The sequence below is a fragment of the Bosea sp. 29B genome, from assembly GCF_902506165.1.
GTDB lineage: Bacteria > Pseudomonadota > Alphaproteobacteria > Rhizobiales > Beijerinckiaceae > Allobosea.
Map to the genome: position 1 here is coordinate 3,951,314 of NZ_LR733817.1, position 16,474 is coordinate 3,967,787.

Here is a 16,474-nt window from a genome sequence, read left to right on the forward strand (position 1 = left end):
CAGGCCTCCTAGCGCCCGGCGGCGTAGGCCTGCATCAGACGCGGCGTCGCAGCCGCGCGCAAGAGCCCGTCGGCGCTCTTCTCGGCTGCGGTCAGGCGCCCCACCGTCCAGGCCGGCGCTTTCTCGAGCTTGTGGCCGCGCCGGGTGAGTTCGGCCAATGTCGCCTCGCCGACGCTTTCCTCGACAGTGAGATGGCCCGGCCGGGCCTCGCGCGGATAGAAGGTCGAGGGGAAATGCTGGGTGTGGAACAGCGGCAGATCGATCGCCTCCTGCAAATTGAGGCCGTGATGCACCCGGCGCAGGAACATGCCGAGCTGCCATTGCTCCTGCTGGTCGCCGCCCGGAGTGCCGAAGGCAAGACGCGGCTCTCCGTTCTCGAAGGCGATGGTCGGGGTCAGCGTCGTGCGCGGGCGCTTGCCGGGCGCAAGCGAGGAGGGCAGGCCCTCTTCGAGGAAGAAGGCCTGGGCGCGCGAATTCAGCGGGAAGCCGAGCTCCGGGATCACCGGCGAGGATTGCAGCCAGCCGCCCGAGGGCGTCGCCGCGACCATGTTGCCCCAGCGGTCGATCACGTCGATATGGACAGTGTCGCCGCGCCGCGAGGAGGAGACCATCGAGGCCAATGTCGGCTCGCCGACGGTCGCGCCGCCCCTGGCGCCATGCTGGCCGGCGATCCGGATATTGGCGAGCGCCTGCGCGACCTGGGCTTCGAAGCCAGCGACTGCACCCGGCCGGATTTCGAGCGAGGCCTTGTTGCCGATCAGCTCGCGCCGGCCGCGGGCATAATCCTCGGACAATAGCGTTGCCAGCGGCACCTTTACGAAATCGGGGTCGCCGTAATAGGCCTCGCGATCGGCGAAGGCGAGCTTCATCGCCTCGGTGACGTGGTGGATGAAACCGGGGCTCGCCGGGCCCATGGCGGAGAGGTCGAAGCCCTCCAGGATCTTCAATGTCTGCAGGAAGACCGGGCCCTGGCCCCAGGGGCCGATCTTGAACACCTCCCAGTCATGGTAGGTCACACTCGCTGGCGCCTCGTAATGCGGCGTCCAACCGGCCATATCCTGCGCGGTGAGCAAGCCCTTGTGCCGGCGGCCGGTCGAATCCATCGGCGCTTCCGTGCGGCAGAAGGCATCCATCGCCTCGGCGACGAAGCCCTTGTACCAACAGTCGTAAGCGGCCTGGATCTGCTTTTGCCGGTCGCCGCCGGCGGCTTCCGCCTCGGCGAGGATGCGCTTGTAGGTGTTGGCTGCGGCCGGGTTGCGGAAGAGCTCGCGGCCCTTCGGGACATTGCCGCCGGGCAGGTAGACCGCGCCGGATGTCGGCCATTCATTGCTGAAGAGATCGGTCAGCCCCGCGATCGTGTCGGAGACGCGCGGCAGCATCGGGTGGCCGTTCTCGAAATAGCCGATCGCCGGCTCCAGCACCTCGCGCAAGGGGAGGCGGCCATGGTCGCGCAGCATCGTCATCCAGCCGCCGAAGGCGCCGGGGATCACAGTCGAGAGCAGGCCGTCGCCGGGGATGATGTCGATGCCGAGGTCCTTATAGGCCTTGATCGTCGCCGCTGCCGGCGCCGGTCCCTGGGCGCAGAGCACTTCGACCTTCCTGGTTTCGGCCGAATAGAACACCGCGGGCATGTCGCCGGCCGGGCCGACGAGGTGAGGCTCGACCACCTGCAGCACGAAGGCGGCGGCGGCGCAGGCGTCAAAGGCGTTGCCGCCCTTCTCCAGCATCGCCATGCCTGAGGCGGTCGCGAGCCAATGCGTCGAGGTGACGACGCCGAAGGTGCCGAGGATCTCGGGACGGGTGGTGAACATGGGCGGTTCCTTGGGTAGCAGTATCAGGATTCTTTGGGGTCGAGCGCGTCGCGCAGGCCGTCGCCGAGCAGGTTGAAGCCCAGGACCGCCAGGAAGATGGCGACGCCGGGCGCAACCGACATCCACGGCGCCTGTTCCATGAAATTCTTGGCAACGTTGAGCATCTGGCCCCAGGACGGCGAGGGCGGCTGCTGGCCGAGGCCGAGGAAGGAGAGGGCGGCTTCGAGCACGATCGCCTGCGCCATGAACAGGGTCGACTGCACGATGATCGGCGAGAGCGTGTTCGGCGCGACATGGCGGAACAGGATGTAGAGCTTGCCCCCGCCGATGGCGCGGGCGCCGTCGACGAACTCCTCGTTCTTGATCGCCAGCACCTGGCCGCGCACGAGGCGGATCAGGATCGGCGCGAAGGAGAGCCCGATCGCGATCATCGCATTGGTCAGTGACGGGCCGAGTACGGCCGCGAGCGCGATCGCCAGGATCAGGAAGGGGCAGGCGAGCAGCGCTTCGGTGACGCGCGAGATCACGGCATCGATCCAGCCGCCATACCAGCCGGCGATCAGGCCGATCGGCACGCCGACCGCGAGCGCGATCGCGACCGAGACGATGCCGGCGAGCAGCGAGGCCTGCGCCCCGAAGATCAGCCGCGAGACCTGGTCGCGGCCAAGCTCGTCGGTGCCGAACCAGTAGAGCTCGGAAGGCGGCTTGCGGATGGCGAGGAAGTTCGACTTCAGGGGGTCGGCGAGCGGCAGCAGCGGCGCCAGAAGCGCCATGGCGACGAAGGCGAGCACGATCAGGCCGCCGATCCGGGCCGAGCGGCTGCGCATCAGCTTGCGGAAGGAGCCACGGCCCTGAAGGGTCGCACCAGTGGCGCGGACGGTCAGGGCGCCCATCAGCCGTCCCTTAGGCGCGGATTGACGAGGATGTAGAGCACATCCGCGAGAAGGTTCATGACGATGAATCCGATCGCGGTGCAGAGCACCACGCCCTGGACGACGCCGTAGTCGCGGTTGAAGACCGCGTCGACGATCAGCTTGCCGAAGCCGGGGATAGTGAAGACCTGCTCGGTCAGCACGGCGCCGGCGAGCAACTCGCCGAACAGGATCGTCGACAAGGTGATGATCGGCACCAGCGCATTGCGCAGCGCGTGCCGGTTGATCACGGCGTCTTCGGCCAACCCCTTGGCGCGTGCGGTGCGGACATAGTCGGATTGCAGCACTTCGAGCATGGCCGAGCGGGTATGGCGCATTAGCGACGCCGCCAGCCCACCGCCGAGCACGAAGGCCGGCATGATCAGCCGCTCGATCGCGGCGCGCGGGTCGCGGAAGATCGATTCAAAGCCCGAGGCCGGCAGCCAGCGCAATTCGACCGAAACCAGCAGGATCAGCATGATTCCGAGCCAGAAATGCGGGACCGAGAGGCCGAACAGCGCGACTGCGCTCGCGGAATAGTCGGCGAGCGTGTCTTTGCGTCTGGCAGCGATGATGCCGGCGGGGATGCCGATGCCGACGGCGATGAGCATCGAGGCGACCGCCAGCTGGAAAGTGACGCCGAGCTTCTGGATGATCAGCCCGAGCACCGGCTCTCCCGTCCGCAGCGAGCGGCCGAAATCGCCCTGGATCACCTGGCCGAGCCAGGCGAAGAACTGCACCACGATCGGATCGTCCATCCGGTAGATCTCGCGCAGGCGCGCGATCACCTCGGGGTCGCGCTCCTCGCCGGCGATCACCAGGAACGGATCGCCCGGCAGCGCCCGCTGCAGGGCGAAGACGAACAGCGATACCAGGAACAGGGTCGGGATCGCGATCACGAGGCGTCGGCCAATCAGCGCTAGCATGGCTGTCTTCTCCCTCCCCCCGCTTGCGGTGGGGAGGGCTGGGGTGGGGGGCAGTGCCGCTTGGCGAAACGATTGAGGATGGCGTTCCGGCTTTCCGGCCCCCCATCCCTAACCCTTCCCCACCGCAAGCGGGGGGAAGGGGACAGGGCGCCGCCCGTGCTCACGACCGCTTCAGCCCCGAGAGCCGGATCATCCCGTCGGGATTGATCACGAAGCCCTGGATGTTGGAGCGCAGCGCGAAGAAGACGGTCTGGTTGTAGAGATAGACGATCGGCAGCTCGTCCTGCAGGATCTTCTGCGCCGCGTCGTAGCGCTTCTTGCGCTCGGCGACGTCGTAGATCGTGCGGGCTTCGTCGAGCAGCCTGTCGACCTCGGCGTTGGAGTACTTGCCGTCGTTCTGGTTGCCCTTGCTCGTCACGAACGGATGGATGTTGCCGTCCGGGTCGATGCGGCCGGACCAGCCGATCCGGCTCATCTGGAATTTGCCCTGCTGCTGGTCGCGCAGCTGGCTGGCGAACTCGCTGGAGCGAATCTGGATGTCGATGCCGGCTTCCTGCGCCATGGCCTGGATCACCTGGCCGAGCTGGGCGTCGACCGGGTTGTTGGTGACGAAGAGCTCGACCGAAACCTTGGCGACTCCGGCCTCCTTCAGCAGCGCCTTGGCCTTGGCGACGTCGCGCTCCGGTACGGGCAGGGCGGCGGAGAGATACTGGTTGCCCGGGTTGAAGGGCTGGTTCATCGGGGCATAGAGCCCTTCGAACACCACCTGGCTCAGCACCTTCCGGTCGATCGAGAGCGACAGCGCCTGCCGGACGCGCTTGTCCTTGCCCATTGGCTGGTTGGCGGCATCGGTATGGTTGGTGTTGATGGTGATGCCCTGATAGCCGAGATTGGCGGTGCTCTGGACCTTCAGGTTCTTGTCGCCCTGGGCCGACTTCACATCGGTCGGGGCCAGCCGCTCGAGCATGTCGAGCTCGCCGGCGCGCAGGTTGGCGAGGCGGACGGTGGTGTCGGGGATGGCGCGGTAGATGATCCGGTCGAACTGGTACTTGTCCGCCTCCCAGTGCCCCTTGAATTTCTCCAGCACGATCCGGTCGTTCTGGACGCGCTCGACGAACTGGTAGGGGCCGGAGCAGATCGGCTTGGCTGTGATATCGGGGCCGAGGCTCTTGGGCGACAGCATCATGCCGGCGCGGTCGGTGAGCTGGGCCAGTAGCGTCGCATCGGGGCGCTTCAGCTTGAAGACGAGGGTCGCCGGATCGGGGGCACTGACGCTTTCGACCGAGGCGAGTTCGGACTTGCGCAGCGAATCCGGCAGGGTCATCGCCCGCTCGATATTGGCCTTGGCCGCCTCGGCGTTGAACGTCTCGCCGTCATGGAATTTGGCGTCGGTCCTGAGCTTCATCGTCAGCGTCAGCCCGTCGCCTGAGAAAGACCATTCGGTCGCGAGCCGCGGGGTGATCTTCAGCTCCGGATCGATGTCAACGAGCCGGTCGCACAGCCCCATGAAGACGATGCGGCCGACGAAGGTACGCGCCTTGTGCGGGTCGAGCATGTCGGGATCTTCCTGCAGCCCGATGCGCAAGGTCGATGGCGATTGGGCCTGGGCTGGAAGAGCGGCGAGGCCGAGCAGGGCCGCCGAGGCCAGCAGAACGATACGCTTCATGGCTGTTCCCCTTATTGTTTTGTGTTGATGCTGGCCCGCTGAGTGGCGCTCCCTCGCTCTTCGGCGCTTGCGGGAGTTCCGCGGGTCACTCTGGGTTGGTCCCATTCGGTACCAAGCTGGCGCATTTTTCGGTGATCGTCGATAGGCTCGGCTTGCTCCTGCCGGGCGTTGCCGCGAACATTCCACGCCGCCGCGATTGGTGCAATGGATACAGTGTGACGATCGGGTGCCGCCGGTGCCCGCATGGCGGCAGGGCGGCCAAGGTCTGTCGCCGCTCGCACGAATTCTGGTATGCAAGATTCTGCCGACTACGCTCACATTCGAAGCGGCACGGCATAGGAAAGGTCTAGTGATGCTGCTGGGTGTGATCGCCGACGACATGACGGGCGCGACCGACGTCGCCCTGATGCTGAACCGCGCGGGCATGCGCACGGTCCAGGTCATCGGCGCGCCTGCTGCCGGCGCAAAGCTGCCCGACGCCGATGCCGTCGTCGTCGCGCTGAAGTCGCGCACCAACCCTGTCGCCGAGGCTGTGGCGGATTCGCTTGCCGCCTGCGAAGCGCTGCTGGCGGCTGGCGCACGGCAGGTCCTGTTCAAATATTGCTCGACCTTCGACTCGACGGCGAAGGGCAATATCGGCCCAGTGGCGGATGCGCTGATGCAGCGCCTCAATGCCCATCAGGCGATCGTCTGCCCGGCTTTCCCGACCAATGGCCGCTCGATCTTCAATGGCTATCTCTTCGTCGGCGAGGTGCCGCTGCACGAGAGCTCGATGAAGGACCACCCGCTGACGCCGATGCGGGATTCGAACCTGATGCGGCTGATGGGCGCGCAGACCGCCCACAAGGTCGGGCTCGCCTCCTATGCCGCCGTCAACCAGGGCGCTGCCGCGGTGCGCAAGCGCCTGGCCGAGCTGGCAGCGGACGGCGTGCGCTATGTCGTCACCGACGCGCTCGACAACGGCCATCTGAAGGTGCTCGGCGAGGCCATTTCCGACCATGTCCTGCTCACCGGCGGCTCCGGCATCGCCATGGGCCTGCCCGAGAATTTCCGCAAGGCGGGGCTGCTGCCTTGGCGCGAGACCGCCACGCATCTCTCCGCGCCGGCGGGCCGTGCCGGCATCATCTCCGGCAGCTGCTCGGCCGCGACACGCGGCCAGATCAAGGCGGCCTTGGCAGCCGGCATCCCTGCGCTGAAGGTCGATCCGCTCGCGCTGGCCGGCGGCAAGCAGACGGCGAAGGAACTGGCGGATTGGGCCTTGGCTCAGCCGGCCGACAAGCCCTTCCTCGTCTATTCCAGCGACGACCCGGCCGAGGTCGCTTCGGTGCAGGACAAGCTCGGCCGCGACAAGGCCGGCGAGATCGTCGAGCACGCTTTCGCCAAGGTCGCGCGTCTGCTGAACGCCGGCGGCGTCTCTCGCCTGCTCGTCGCCGGCGGCGAGACCTCCGGCGCGGTCGTGCAGGGCCTTTCCATCCGCACGCTGGAGATTGGCCCGGAGATCGATCCCGGCGTGCCCTGGACGCGCGTCGTCGACGGACCGGACATGGTGGTGGCGTTGAAGTCGGGGAATTTCGGCGCGCCAGATTTCTTCCTCAAGGCTTGGGATCTGCTGAAGTAGCGCGATCGTGTCGCGGCGCCGCGCGTTTGCACTGCGGCAAACTCGTATAGGATAGGCGGTGCAAGCGAGGCTTTGGGGGTGCAGATGGCGTTTCTTGGCGATCTTCTGACCAGCGTCGCCGATCGCGGCCGGGCGCTGATCAATTTCGAGCGCTTCGCCTCGAATCGCCGCCGGCCGCTCGACAAGCTCTGTGAGGACCTGCTCTCGGGCCGCGGCGAGGCCTCGGGCATGGCGTTGGCGCAGGCCGTGCTGGAGGATTGGGAGCAGCTCGACGAGGCTGGCCGGCTCGCTTTCTTCCGCCTGCTGCAGGAGCGCTTCGGCCCTGATCGCGAGCGGCTCGACGCCGCGCTGGAGCGCTATCGCGACAATCCCGACGCCGCGGCGATCGGCCAGCTCCACCTCGCCTCCGAACCCCGCCGGCAGGAGCTGTTCCGCCGGCTCAACCTCGCGCCCGGCGGCACGCATGTGCTGGTGCGCATGCGCGAGAGCATGTTCGAGGCGATGAAGCAGGAGCCGGAGCTTTCGGCGGTCGATGCCGATTTCCGCCACCTGTTCGCTTCCTGGTTCAACCGCGGCTTCCTGGTGCTGCGTCGCATCGACTGGACCACACCGGCCAATGTGCTGGAGAAGATCATCCGCTACGAGGCGGTCCACGCCATCAAGGACTGGGACGACCTGCGCCGCCGGCTCGAACCGGCCGATCGGCGCTGCTTCGCCTTCTTCCATCCGCAGCTGATCGACGAGCCGCTGATCTTCGTCGAGGTGGCGCTGACCCGCGAGAGCCCGAGCCGGATCGTCGACGTGCTGAGCGAGGACCGCGAGGTGCTGCCGGCGTCTTCGGCGACCACCGCGGTGTTCTATTCGATCTCGAACTGCCAGGAGGGCCTGCGCGGCATCTCCTTCGGCAATTTCCTGATCAAGCAGGTCGCCGAGGATCTTAAGCGCGAGCTGCCCGGGCTCGACGTCTTTGTCACGCTCTCGCCAGTTCCCGGTTTCGCGCGCTGGCTCGGGCCGACGCTGGCGGAGCCGGCCGAGCTCGGCCTGACCAATGAGGAAGCGGCACTGCTGATGCAGGCTCCGGCCGAGGTCGCGGCGCAGGATGAGGTCACCCGCGCCCGCCGCGACAAGCTGCTCGGCCAGATGATGGCGCAGTACATGCTGCGGGCGCGGACCTCCTCCGGCCGCGTGATCGACCCGGTCGCGCGCTTCCATCTCGGCAATGGCGCGCGGCTGGAGCGCATCAATGTCGGCGGCAACCTCTCCGACCGCGGCCTGCGCGAGTCGCATGGCGTCATGGTCAATTACCGCTATGAGCTCGACGACATCGAGACCAATCACGAGGCCTTCGCCACCCGCAACACCGTGGTCGCTTCCTCCTCGGTGAAGAAGCAGTTGCGGCCGGCGACCAAGTGACCAAAGACAACGGAAACGCCTGAAAGGACCCGAAATCATGGGCAATCATCTGTTCGACCTGATCAAGGCCCGCATGCCGGCGCCGACTGCGCCCTTCGCGTTCCTCGATGACGGCCGGACCTATACCTACGCCGACATGGTCGCGCGCTCTGCCCGCTTCGCCAATGCGCTGGTGGGCCTCGGCGTCAAGCCGGGCGATCGCGTCGCCGTCCAGGTCGAGAAGAGCCTGGAAGCCTTGATGCTCTATCTCGGCACCGTCCGCGCCGGCGCGATCTTCCTGCCGCTCAACACCGCCTATACCCCGGCCGAGATCGAGTATTTCCTCGGCGATGCCGAGCCGGCCGTCTTTGTCTGCGACCCCGCCAAGGCCGAGGCGCTGAAGCCCTTCGCGGAGAAGGCCGGCGCGAAGCTGGAGACTCTCGGCGTCGGTGCCGGCAGCCTGCTCGACAAGGCTAATGCGGCTGCGGCCGTGTTCGCGGATGTCGCGCGCGGGGCCGATGATCTCGCCGCCATCCTCTACACCTCCGGCACGACGGGGCGCTCCAAGGGCGCCATGCTCAGCCACGACAACCTCGCCTCGAACGCCTTGTCGCTGGTCGACTACTGGCGCTTCACCAAGGATGACGTGCTGCTGCACGCGCTGCCGATCTTCCACACCCACGGCCTCTTCGTCGCGACCAACACGATCCTCCTCGCCGGCGCCTCGATGATCCTGCTGCCGAAATTCGATCCCGAGCAGGTCTTCAAATACCTGCCCAGGGCGACCAGCATGATGGGCGTGCCGACCTTCTATGTCCGGCTCTTGCAGGACCAGCGCCTGTCGAAGGAGGCGGTGAAGCATATGCGCCTCTTCGTCTCCGGCTCGGCGCCGCTGCTGGCCGAGACGCATCGCGAATGGCGTGAGCGCACCGGCCACGCCATCCTCGAGCGCTACGGCATGACCGAGACCAATATGAACACCTCGAACCCCTATGACGGGGACCGGGTAGCCGGCACGGTCGGCTTCCCGCTGCCGGGCGTCTCGGCCCGCGTCACGGATCCGGAGAACGGCAAGGAGCTCGTCCGCGACGAGATCGGCATGATCGAGGTCAAGGGCCCGAACGTCTTCAAGGGCTATTGGCGCAATCCCGAGAAGACCAAGGCTGAGTTCAGGGCCGACGGCTTCTTCATCACCGGCGATCTCGGCAAGATCGACCCGGCCGGCTACGTTCACATCGTCGGGCGCGGCAAGGACCTGATCATCACCGGCGGCTACAACGTCTATCCCAAGGAGGTCGAGGCCGAGATCGACGAGATGCCCGGCGTGATCGAAAGCGCCGTGATCGGCTGTCCGCATCCCGATTTCGGCGAGGGGGTCACGGCCGTCGTGGTGGCCAAGCCCGGCGCCGAGGTCAGCGCCGCCGGCATCGCCAGGGCGCTGGAGCAACGCCTCGCCAAGTTCAAGCAGCCCAAGCAGGTCTTCGTCGTCGCCGACCTGCCGCGCAACACCATGGGCAAGGTCCAGAAGAACCTGCTGCGCGAGCAGTACAAGGACATCTACGCCAAGCAGCTCAAGGCTGGGGAATAGACCCGCTCCTTCGAATGGAGGACGCGCGGTCAGGTGCTTCCGGAGCAAGGATCGGTGCAGAGATACCTGCACCGCCCTCCGGAGACCGTCATGCGCCGTTTCCTCCTGCCGCTACTTGCAGCCCTTCTCGGCTCGGCCGGGATCGCCTCGGCCGCCACCGATTGCCGGGGGACGCTGACCGGGCGATGGGTCACCAAGGGTGACGTCGATATGGGTCTGGCGAAGGTCAAGGTCGACAATCGCGACGTCTACAATGCCGACGGCTCCTTCCGGGCGGTGCGCCGCTTCGTCAATCAGGAAGGGAAGTGGGAGGAGCAGGTCACTTCGGGGCAATGGACGGCCAAGCCAGGCTCCGGCGCCGGTGAGTGCGTGCTGGAAATGTCCAGCAAGAGCGAGTTCGGCAATTCCAGCTCGTCGACGACGGTGATCGTCGTCGACCGCAATACCTTTCGCTCCTTCGGCGTCGACGCCAAGCGGGTCAGATAGGCGCCGCTCAGGCGTGCACCGGCGCCTTCAGTTCGATCGTCTCGCCATCGGCCGGGATCAGCAGCCGGTCGCGGCCGATGCCGCGGGCTTCGGCCGCTTCGCGCAACGCCAGCCGGCTGACGCTGGCATGGTCGAGCGCTTCCATATGGGTCGCGACGATCACCGCCTGCGGCGCCTGCTCGGCGAGGTCCAGCGTCTGTTGCGCATCCATGACGATCAGTGTGCCGTCCCAGAGCGCTCCACAGGAATGGGTGACGATCACGTCGGGCTCGGCCTTGGCAACAGCCTCCTGCAACGGCGGATAGAGCACGCTGTCGCCGCACCAGTAGACGGAAGGTTCGCCCGGCGCTTCCAGCGTCAAGCCCATCACCTGGCCCATCACCTCGACGACCGGCCCGGTGCCATGCTGGGCCGGCTGCGACTTGACGACGATCGGCCCGATCCGGATGAAGCATTCGAGCGGCTCGACATTGCTGAAGCCGGCTGCTCGGATCGCGTCCTCGTTGCCGGGCTGGCAGATCAGCGGGATGTCCTTCGGGATCCGCGCCTTGGCGACCTCGTCGAAATGGTCGGCATGCAGATGCGAGACGATGACATGGTCGACGCCGGCGAGGATGTCCTCGATCGGCTCGGGCAGGTCCACCATCGGGTTCTGGGACTTGCCGGCGATCGAGCGGCGGCTGAGCTTCTCGCCGAAATCGGGATCGATCAGCAAGGTCTTGCCGGCATAGCTCAGCTTGAGCAGGGCGTTGCGCAGGAGTTTGAGCTGCATGGCGGCTCCGCAGAAGGAGGGATCGGTTTGCCCGATCCTTCCCGTATGCAGCCGCCACGACCAGTTCCAATTTGTGAAGCAAACTGCATCGCGGCGTTAGGATACTGAGGTTTCAGGGAAATTTTTCACTCGCAGCCATCGGGACATTGAATTTGTCTCCGACAAGCTGCTGACATGAGAAGATTCCTGCGCGCAAGCTATCGGTATCGTGTCGAGCCCGATGCCGCTCAGGCTGCAAACTGGCCGTAGGGCACGGTGTTTCGCGCCGTCCTGAGCGCGGTTGCCCACCAGTGCAATTGCCCGAGCATGGTCGCCATCGCCCGCTCGGCGCGATCGGCGTCGCGCAGCCGGCCCGTCTCGTCGAACTGGTCCCAGGCATTGGCGAAGCAGACGCCGTCGCGGATCGTCGCGGCGTGCAGTTCGGCGAAGACGAGGCGCAGTTGCTCGACGGCGCGCAGGCCGCCCGAGACCCCGCCATAGGAGACGAAGGCGACCGGCTTGCCGCGCCATTGTGCGCCGGTTCCGTCGATCAGCGCCTTCAGCGGGGCGGGGAAGCTGCGATTGTATTCGGGCGTGACCACGATGAAGGCGTCGGCACGGCCGAGCCGCTCTGCCTGTTCGGCGAGATCATGGACGCCGGGGTCGACGCTCTCGACCGAGAAGGGGCCGTCGCCCTCGATCTGCGCGATCGTCCAGCCGGCGACCTTGGTGCAGAGGCGGCCCTGGCGCGTGCTGCCATAGATCACGGCGACTTTGATCTGGGGGATGAGCGGGCGATGCATGGGAAGGGCTCCGGAGGGCTGGCGGTGCAGCGGAGCGAACTCTATAAGACCTCAACTAAGGTTAAGGTCAAGCGCCATGAAGCACCCGGCCCGCAATCCCTTCGCCGACGATCTCAGCGTCGGCCAGGTCGCCAGCCGCAGCGGCATCGCCGTCTCTGCGCTGCATTTCTACGAGGCCGAGGGGCTGATCCGCAGCCGCCGCAACGCCGGCAACCAGCGCCGCTATCCGCGCGAGGTTCTGCGCCGCGTCGCCATCATCAAGGTGGCGCAGCGCACCGGCATTCCGCTGAAGACCATCCGCGAGGCCTTCAAGGCGCTGCCGCAGGAGCGGACGCCGACGGCCGATGACTGGAGCCGGCTCTCCGCTGCCTGGAAGGAGGAGCTGGAGCATCGTATCGACCGGCTGACGCGCCTGCGCGACCACCTCACCGACTGCATCGGCTGCGGCTGCCTCTCGGTGAAGAGCTGCCCGCTGCACAACCCTTGGGACGAGCTCGGCAAGCAGGGCGCGGGGCCGAGGCTGCTCGATCCGGATTGACGCGTGTCAATCGGCCTTGTGCAGCGTTGCCAGCGGAAACCGGGCCACATCCGCCAGCAGCTCGACGAAGCCCTTGGCCTGCAACTCGGCCGTCGCCTTGCCTTTCTCGGCCGTTGCGAGGCTGGCATCGCCGGCCGCGCCCGAGGGGTGAACGTCCTGCGCCATCCAGGCGAAGGGATGCGCACCGGTCGGCCGCAGCCATTTATAACCCTCATCTGCCATCTCGACCGTGCGCGGCACGAAACGGCCGGCCTCGCTCATGTCGACGAGGTCGGGCCGGAAATGCAGCATCAGCGAGGTCTCGATGTCACCGGCATGGATGCCGTGCCTGGCGTCCATCTCGCCATAGAGCTCGGGCGGCAGGCCGAAATTGCTCCAGGAGGTCGAGACCGCGAACATCCCCTGGCTGACGCGCAGCTCGCGCGCCACCACCTTCATCGGGTCGACATTGCCGCCATGGGAGGTGACGAGCACGAGCTTGCGCAGGCCGGCGCGCCTCACGCTCTCGCCGATCTCGATCCAGCTGCGGATCGCGCTCTCCCAGGAGATGGTCAGCGTGCCCGGCGAGTGCAGGTGCTCGTTCGACTTGCAGATCGCCTGGGTCGGCAGCACCAGCACGTCGAGCCCGGCCGGGACCTGCGGCATTGCCAATGCCAGCATCGCGTTCATCACGGTGGTGTCGACCGACACAGGCAGGTGCGGGCCGTGCTGCTCGATCGCGGCGAGCGGCAGCACGGCGATAGTCGCCTCGGGCGAGAGGCCGGCAAACTCGGTGGTCTTCAGGTCGCCCCAGAAGCGTGCGGTCATGGTCTCGAGGTCTCGTCGGTCAAGCTGCGGGCCGGTCCCGCGATTCGCACCTGCTGCCTCACGGCGACAGGACTGCCCAGCATAGTGGCCGGAGATGACGAGGGAAGGGCCGATGGCACGCGCATGCCATGCGGGCTGGAGCCTCGCCGGCAAAGCCTGTCTGTGCGAAAGCCGGCCACGACGCATTTCCAGCGGCCCACAGGCCGTGGCATACAAGCTGCCTGCTGGATACAAGGGTTGCGCGGTCCGGCGACAGGTTCGCGCCATGATGGAGGGGGTTCGGCCATGACGATGAAATATCGCCTCGACCGGCGCGCTGCGCTCGGCCTGCTCGGTGGCTCGGCCGCCTCGGTGCTGATCCCGGTGCCGGGTGCGCGCGTCAACGCGCAGACCCTCGACAAGGTCAGCTACCAGACCAACTGGCGCGCCCAGACCGAGCATGGCGGCTTCTATCTCGCCGCCGCCAACGGCATCTACAAGAAGTACGGCCTCGACGTCGACATCCGCCCCGGCGGCCCGCAGCAGAACCCGACCCAGCTCCTGCTCGGCGGCCGCGTCGACATGATCATGGGCAATTCGCTGGAGGCGCTGAGCTTCGCGCAGGAGAACCTGCCCTTCCTCTGCATCGCCTCGATCTTCCAGAAGGACCCGCAGGTCCTGATCTCGCATCCCGGCCAGGGCAACGACTCGCTCGCCGCCCTCAAGGACAAGCCGATCCTGATCGCGGCCCAGGCCCGTGTCGGCTTCTGGCCCTTCCTGAAGCTGAAATTCGGCTTCCGCGACGAGCAGATCCGGCCCTACACCTTCAATATGGCGCCGTTCCTGGCCGACAAGAAGCTGACCCAGCAGGGCTTCCTGTCCTCCGAGCCTTTCGTCATCCGCAAGGCCGGCGTCGAGCCGGTCGTCCATCTCCTCGCCGATGCCGGCTTCGAGAACTACAACACCACCATCACGATCTCCCGCAAGATGGTGCAGGAGAAGAAGGAGGTCGTGCAGCGCTTCGTCGACGCGACCGCCGAAGGCTGGGCTGAATACATGAAGGGCGGCCCAAACATCGCCGCCGCCAATGCCCGGATCCTGAAGGACAATCCCGACATGGATCAGGAGAAGATCGACTACGCGCTCAAGGTGATGAACGAGAACGGCATCGTCACCTCGGGCGATGCGAAGACACTCGGCATTGGCGCCATGACGGATGCGCGCTGGGCGAGCTTCGCCAAGACGATGACCGAGGCCGGCGTCATCCCCGCGGGCGTCGACGTGAAGAAGGCCTACAGCCTGGAGTTCATCAACAAGGGCGTCGGCAAGCCCTGATAAGCGTCATGCTCGGGCTTGCCCCGAGCATCTCTTGCCGGAGATTCTCGGGTCTGCGCTGCGCTCCGCCCGAGAATGACGGCCCTGCACACAACGGATCATCAGGCCTTTGGACACAGCCTATCTGAGCACACATCCGGCAGCGGGCGCGGCGAGCGGGGCTCCCCTCGTTTTGATCCGGCGGGTCTCCAAGCAGTTCGCCAACGGCACCATCGCCGTGCGCGACGTCGATCTCGATCTCGGCACCGGCGAGTTCATCAGCCTGCTCGGCCCCTCCGGCTGCGGCAAGTCGACCTTGCTGCGCATGATCGCCGGGTTGGGCAGTCCGTCCACCGGCACGATCACCTGGCCCGGCACCGGCCAAGGCAGTGAAGGCAAGGCCGAGCGCGACCTCGGCTTCGTCTTCCAGGACCCGACGCTGATGCCCTGGGCCAATGCGCTCGCCAACGTCATGCTGCCATTGGTTCTGAAGCATGTGCCGCGGCGCGAAGCCGAGGAGCGCGCGGCTGAGATGCTGGCCTTGGTCGGCCTCAAGGGCTTCGAGAAGTCCTACCCACGTGAGCTCTCCGGCGGCATGAAGATGCGGGTCTCGATCGCCCGTGCGCTGGTGATGCGGCCGAAGATCTTGCTGATGGACGAGCCCTTCGCCGCGCTCGATGAGATCACCCGCCACCGCCTCAACGACGACCTTCTGAACCTGTGGTGGCGCGAGCGCTTCACCGCCGTCTTCGTCACCCATTCGGTGTTCGAGTCCGTCTATCTCTCGCAGCGCATCGTGGTGATGGCGGCGCGACCCGGCCGCGTCATGGCCGATCTCGACGTCTCCGCGCCCTATCCGCGTGACGAATTGTTCCGGACCTCGGCCGAATACGCTCATCTCTGCCGGCTCGCCTCCGGCAAGCTCAAGGAGGCGATCGGCGCATGAGCTCGTCTTCCCCCGCGACCGCCGTGCCGCACGATGGCACCGATGCGGAAGCCCGCCCGCTCGCGCTCGCTGAGCCGACCATCCTCGGCCTGCCGGTCAGCTTCTGGCCGCGCATCCTCGCGCCGATCGCGGTGGGCATCCTGGTGCTCGGGCTCTGGGAATTCGCCGTGCGCTGGAACGAGGTGCCGTCCTATGTGCTGCCCGGGCCGCTCCTGGTCGGCCAGACCCTGATCGCCGACTGGGGCACGCTTTCGACCTCGCTGTGGGTCACCTTGCGCATCACCTTCATGGCGCTGGCGGCAGCCGTGATCGTCGGCGTTGCGCTCGCGGTGCTGTTTACCCAGTCGAAATGGCTGGAGATGGCGCTGTTGCCCTATGCGGTGATCCTGCAGGTGACGCCGATCGTCGCGATCGCGCCGCTGATCATCATCTGGGCCGGCGACATCAACCTGTCGTTGCTGATCTGCGCCTGGATCGTCGCCTTCTTCCCGATCCTGTCGAACACGATCCTCGGGCTGAACTCGGCGGACCACAACCTGATCAACTTCTTCCAGCTGCATGGCGCGACACGCTGGCAGACGCTGCGCTATCTCAAGCTGCCGGCGGCGCTGCCGTACTTCCTCGCGGGCCTCAAGATCTCGGGCGGGCTCGCGCTGATCGGCGCCGTCGTCGCCGAGTTCGTGGCCGGGACGGGCGGCTCGGAATCGGGGCTGGCCTATCGAATCCTCGAGGCAGGCTATCAGCTCAAGATCCCGCGTGTCTTCGCGGCGCTGCTGATGATCTCGCTCTCGGGCATCGCGATCTTCCTGGCGACCAGCCTGATCTCGCATCTCCTGCTGCGGCGCTGGCACGAGAGCGCGCTGAAGCGCGAGAACTGAGCCGGGCGTCGCGAAGCGTTTTCAAGCGAACTGGATACCGGTTCGCCTGAAGACAGTGCG

General features: G+C 66.5%; 15 protein-coding genes. 8 read left to right on the forward strand and 7 right to left on the reverse strand.

Annotation, left to right across the window (positions count from 1 at the left end; translation table 11 throughout):
- Positions 1-8: 8 nt before the first annotated feature.
- From GV161_RS19175 to GV161_RS19190, 4 genes are all read right to left on the reverse strand, one after another.
- Positions 9-1,811: a gamma-glutamyltransferase family protein gene (locus GV161_RS19175; RefSeq protein WP_152017193.1), complete on the reverse strand. Its 1,803-nt coding sequence runs from the start codon at positions 1,809-1,811 to the stop codon at positions 9-11.
- A gap of 23 nt (positions 1,812-1,834) precedes the next feature.
- Positions 1,835-2,704: an ABC transporter permease gene (locus tag GV161_RS19180; protein ID WP_152017194.1), complete on the reverse strand. Its 870-nt coding sequence runs from the start codon at positions 2,702-2,704 to the stop codon at positions 1,835-1,837.
- Positions 2,704-3,648, reverse strand: coding sequence for an ABC transporter permease (locus GV161_RS19185; RefSeq protein ID WP_152017195.1), 945 nt, complete (start codon positions 3,646-3,648; stop codon positions 2,704-2,706). Before GV161_RS19185 ends, GV161_RS19180 begins: the two co-directional genes overlap by 1 nt.
- A 160-nt stretch (positions 3,649-3,808) precedes the next feature.
- Positions 3,809-5,314 carry an ABC transporter substrate-binding protein gene (locus GV161_RS19190; protein ID WP_152017196.1) on the reverse strand — a complete coding sequence of 502 codons (1,506 nt, stop codon included), beginning with the start codon at positions 5,312-5,314 and terminating at the stop codon, positions 3,809-3,811.
- A gap of 352 nt (positions 5,315-5,666) precedes the next feature.
- Between GV161_RS19190 and otnK the strand changes: the two genes are divergently transcribed.
- From otnK to GV161_RS19210, 4 genes are all read left to right on the forward strand, one after another.
- Complete coding sequence (otnK, locus tag GV161_RS19195) at positions 5,667-6,932, forward strand: 3-oxo-tetronate kinase (protein WP_152017197.1); 1,266 nt, start codon at positions 5,667-5,669, stop codon at positions 6,930-6,932.
- Positions 6,933-7,016: 84 nt separating this feature from the next.
- Positions 7,017-8,345 (forward strand): malonyl-CoA decarboxylase, encoded by a 1,329-nt coding sequence (locus GV161_RS19200; protein WP_152017198.1) that lies wholly within the window; start codon positions 7,017-7,019, stop codon positions 8,343-8,345.
- A gap of 37 nt (positions 8,346-8,382) precedes the next feature.
- Entirely contained in the window at positions 8,383-9,912 is a 1,530-nt protein-coding gene (locus GV161_RS19205) for a malonyl-CoA synthase (protein ID WP_152017199.1), read from the forward strand.
- Between the two features lie 90 nt (positions 9,913-10,002).
- Positions 10,003-10,398 carry a hypothetical protein gene (locus tag GV161_RS19210; protein ID WP_152017200.1) on the forward strand — a complete coding sequence of 132 codons (396 nt, stop codon included), beginning with the start codon at positions 10,003-10,005 and terminating at the stop codon, positions 10,396-10,398.
- A gap of 7 nt (positions 10,399-10,405) precedes the next feature.
- Here the strand turns inward: GV161_RS19210 and GV161_RS19215 are convergent, their stop codons facing one another.
- Positions 10,406-11,170 carry an MBL fold metallo-hydrolase gene (locus GV161_RS19215; protein WP_152017201.1) on the reverse strand — a complete coding sequence of 255 codons (765 nt, stop codon included), beginning with the start codon at positions 11,168-11,170 and terminating at the stop codon, positions 10,406-10,408.
- Positions 11,171-11,397: 227 nt separating this feature from the next.
- Positions 11,398-11,952, reverse strand: coding sequence for an NAD(P)H-dependent oxidoreductase (locus GV161_RS19220; protein WP_152017202.1), 555 nt, complete (start codon positions 11,950-11,952; stop codon positions 11,398-11,400).
- 76 nt (positions 11,953-12,028) lie between these two features.
- Between GV161_RS19220 and soxR the strand changes: the two genes are divergently transcribed.
- Positions 12,029-12,490 (forward strand): redox-sensitive transcriptional activator SoxR, encoded by a 462-nt coding sequence (gene soxR, locus GV161_RS19225; protein ID WP_152017203.1) that lies wholly within the window; start codon positions 12,029-12,031, stop codon positions 12,488-12,490.
- Positions 12,491-12,496: 6 nt separating this feature from the next.
- Here the strand turns inward: soxR and GV161_RS19230 are convergent, their stop codons facing one another.
- The gene (locus GV161_RS19230; protein WP_152017204.1) at positions 12,497-13,297 is read right to left on the reverse strand and encodes a creatininase family protein; all 801 of its coding nucleotides are present in this window, start codon (positions 13,295-13,297) and stop codon (positions 12,497-12,499) included.
- A gap of 285 nt (positions 13,298-13,582) precedes the next feature.
- Between GV161_RS19230 and GV161_RS19235 the strand changes: the two genes are divergently transcribed.
- From GV161_RS19235 to GV161_RS19245, 3 genes are all read left to right on the forward strand, one after another.
- Complete coding sequence (locus tag GV161_RS19235; protein ID WP_152017205.1) at positions 13,583-14,611, forward strand: ABC transporter substrate-binding protein; 1,029 nt, start codon at positions 13,583-13,585, stop codon at positions 14,609-14,611.
- A 109-nt stretch (positions 14,612-14,720) separates the two neighbouring features.
- Complete coding sequence (locus GV161_RS19240) at positions 14,721-15,536, forward strand: ABC transporter ATP-binding protein (protein WP_244624273.1); 816 nt, start codon at positions 14,721-14,723, stop codon at positions 15,534-15,536.
- Positions 15,533-16,414: an ABC transporter permease gene (locus tag GV161_RS19245; protein WP_152017206.1), complete on the forward strand. Its 882-nt coding sequence runs from the start codon at positions 15,533-15,535 to the stop codon at positions 16,412-16,414. Before GV161_RS19240 ends, GV161_RS19245 begins: the two co-directional genes overlap by 4 nt.
- Positions 16,415-16,474: the final 60 nt, after the last annotated feature.

Bases quoted from the DNA above. Each gene is read 5' to 3' on its own strand.
- GV161_RS19175 (WP_152017193.1), bottom strand. From the start codon at position 1,811: ATGTTCACCACCCGTCCCGAGATCCTCGGCACCTTCGGCGTCGTCACC.
- GV161_RS19180 (WP_152017194.1), bottom strand. From the start codon at position 2,704: ATGGGCGCCCTGACCGTCCGCGCCACTGGTGCGACCCTTCAGGGCCGT.
- GV161_RS19185 (WP_152017195.1), bottom strand. From the start codon at position 3,648: ATGCTAGCGCTGATTGGCCGACGCCTCGTGATCGCGATCCCGACCCTG.
- GV161_RS19190 (WP_152017196.1), bottom strand. From the start codon at position 5,314: ATGAAGCGTATCGTTCTGCTGGCCTCGGCGGCCCTGCTCGGCCTCGCC.
- otnK (WP_152017197.1), top strand. From the start codon at position 5,667: ATGCTGCTGGGTGTGATCGCCGACGACATGACGGGCGCGACCGACGTC.
- GV161_RS19200 (WP_152017198.1), top strand. From the start codon at position 7,017: ATGGCGTTTCTTGGCGATCTTCTGACCAGCGTCGCCGATCGCGGCCGG.
- GV161_RS19205 (WP_152017199.1), top strand. From the start codon at position 8,383: ATGGGCAATCATCTGTTCGACCTGATCAAGGCCCGCATGCCGGCGCCG.
- GV161_RS19210 (WP_152017200.1), top strand. From the start codon at position 10,003: ATGCGCCGTTTCCTCCTGCCGCTACTTGCAGCCCTTCTCGGCTCGGCC.
- GV161_RS19215 (WP_152017201.1), bottom strand. From the start codon at position 11,170: ATGCAGCTCAAACTCCTGCGCAACGCCCTGCTCAAGCTGAGCTATGCC.
- GV161_RS19220 (WP_152017202.1), bottom strand. From the start codon at position 11,952: ATGCATCGCCCGCTCATCCCCCAGATCAAAGTCGCCGTGATCTATGGC.
- soxR (WP_152017203.1), top strand. From the start codon at position 12,029: ATGAAGCACCCGGCCCGCAATCCCTTCGCCGACGATCTCAGCGTCGGC.
- GV161_RS19230 (WP_152017204.1), bottom strand. From the start codon at position 13,297: ATGACCGCACGCTTCTGGGGCGACCTGAAGACCACCGAGTTTGCCGGC.
- GV161_RS19235 (WP_152017205.1), top strand. From the start codon at position 13,583: ATGACGATGAAATATCGCCTCGACCGGCGCGCTGCGCTCGGCCTGCTC.
- GV161_RS19245 (WP_152017206.1), top strand. From the start codon at position 15,533: ATGAGCTCGTCTTCCCCCGCGACCGCCGTGCCGCACGATGGCACCGAT.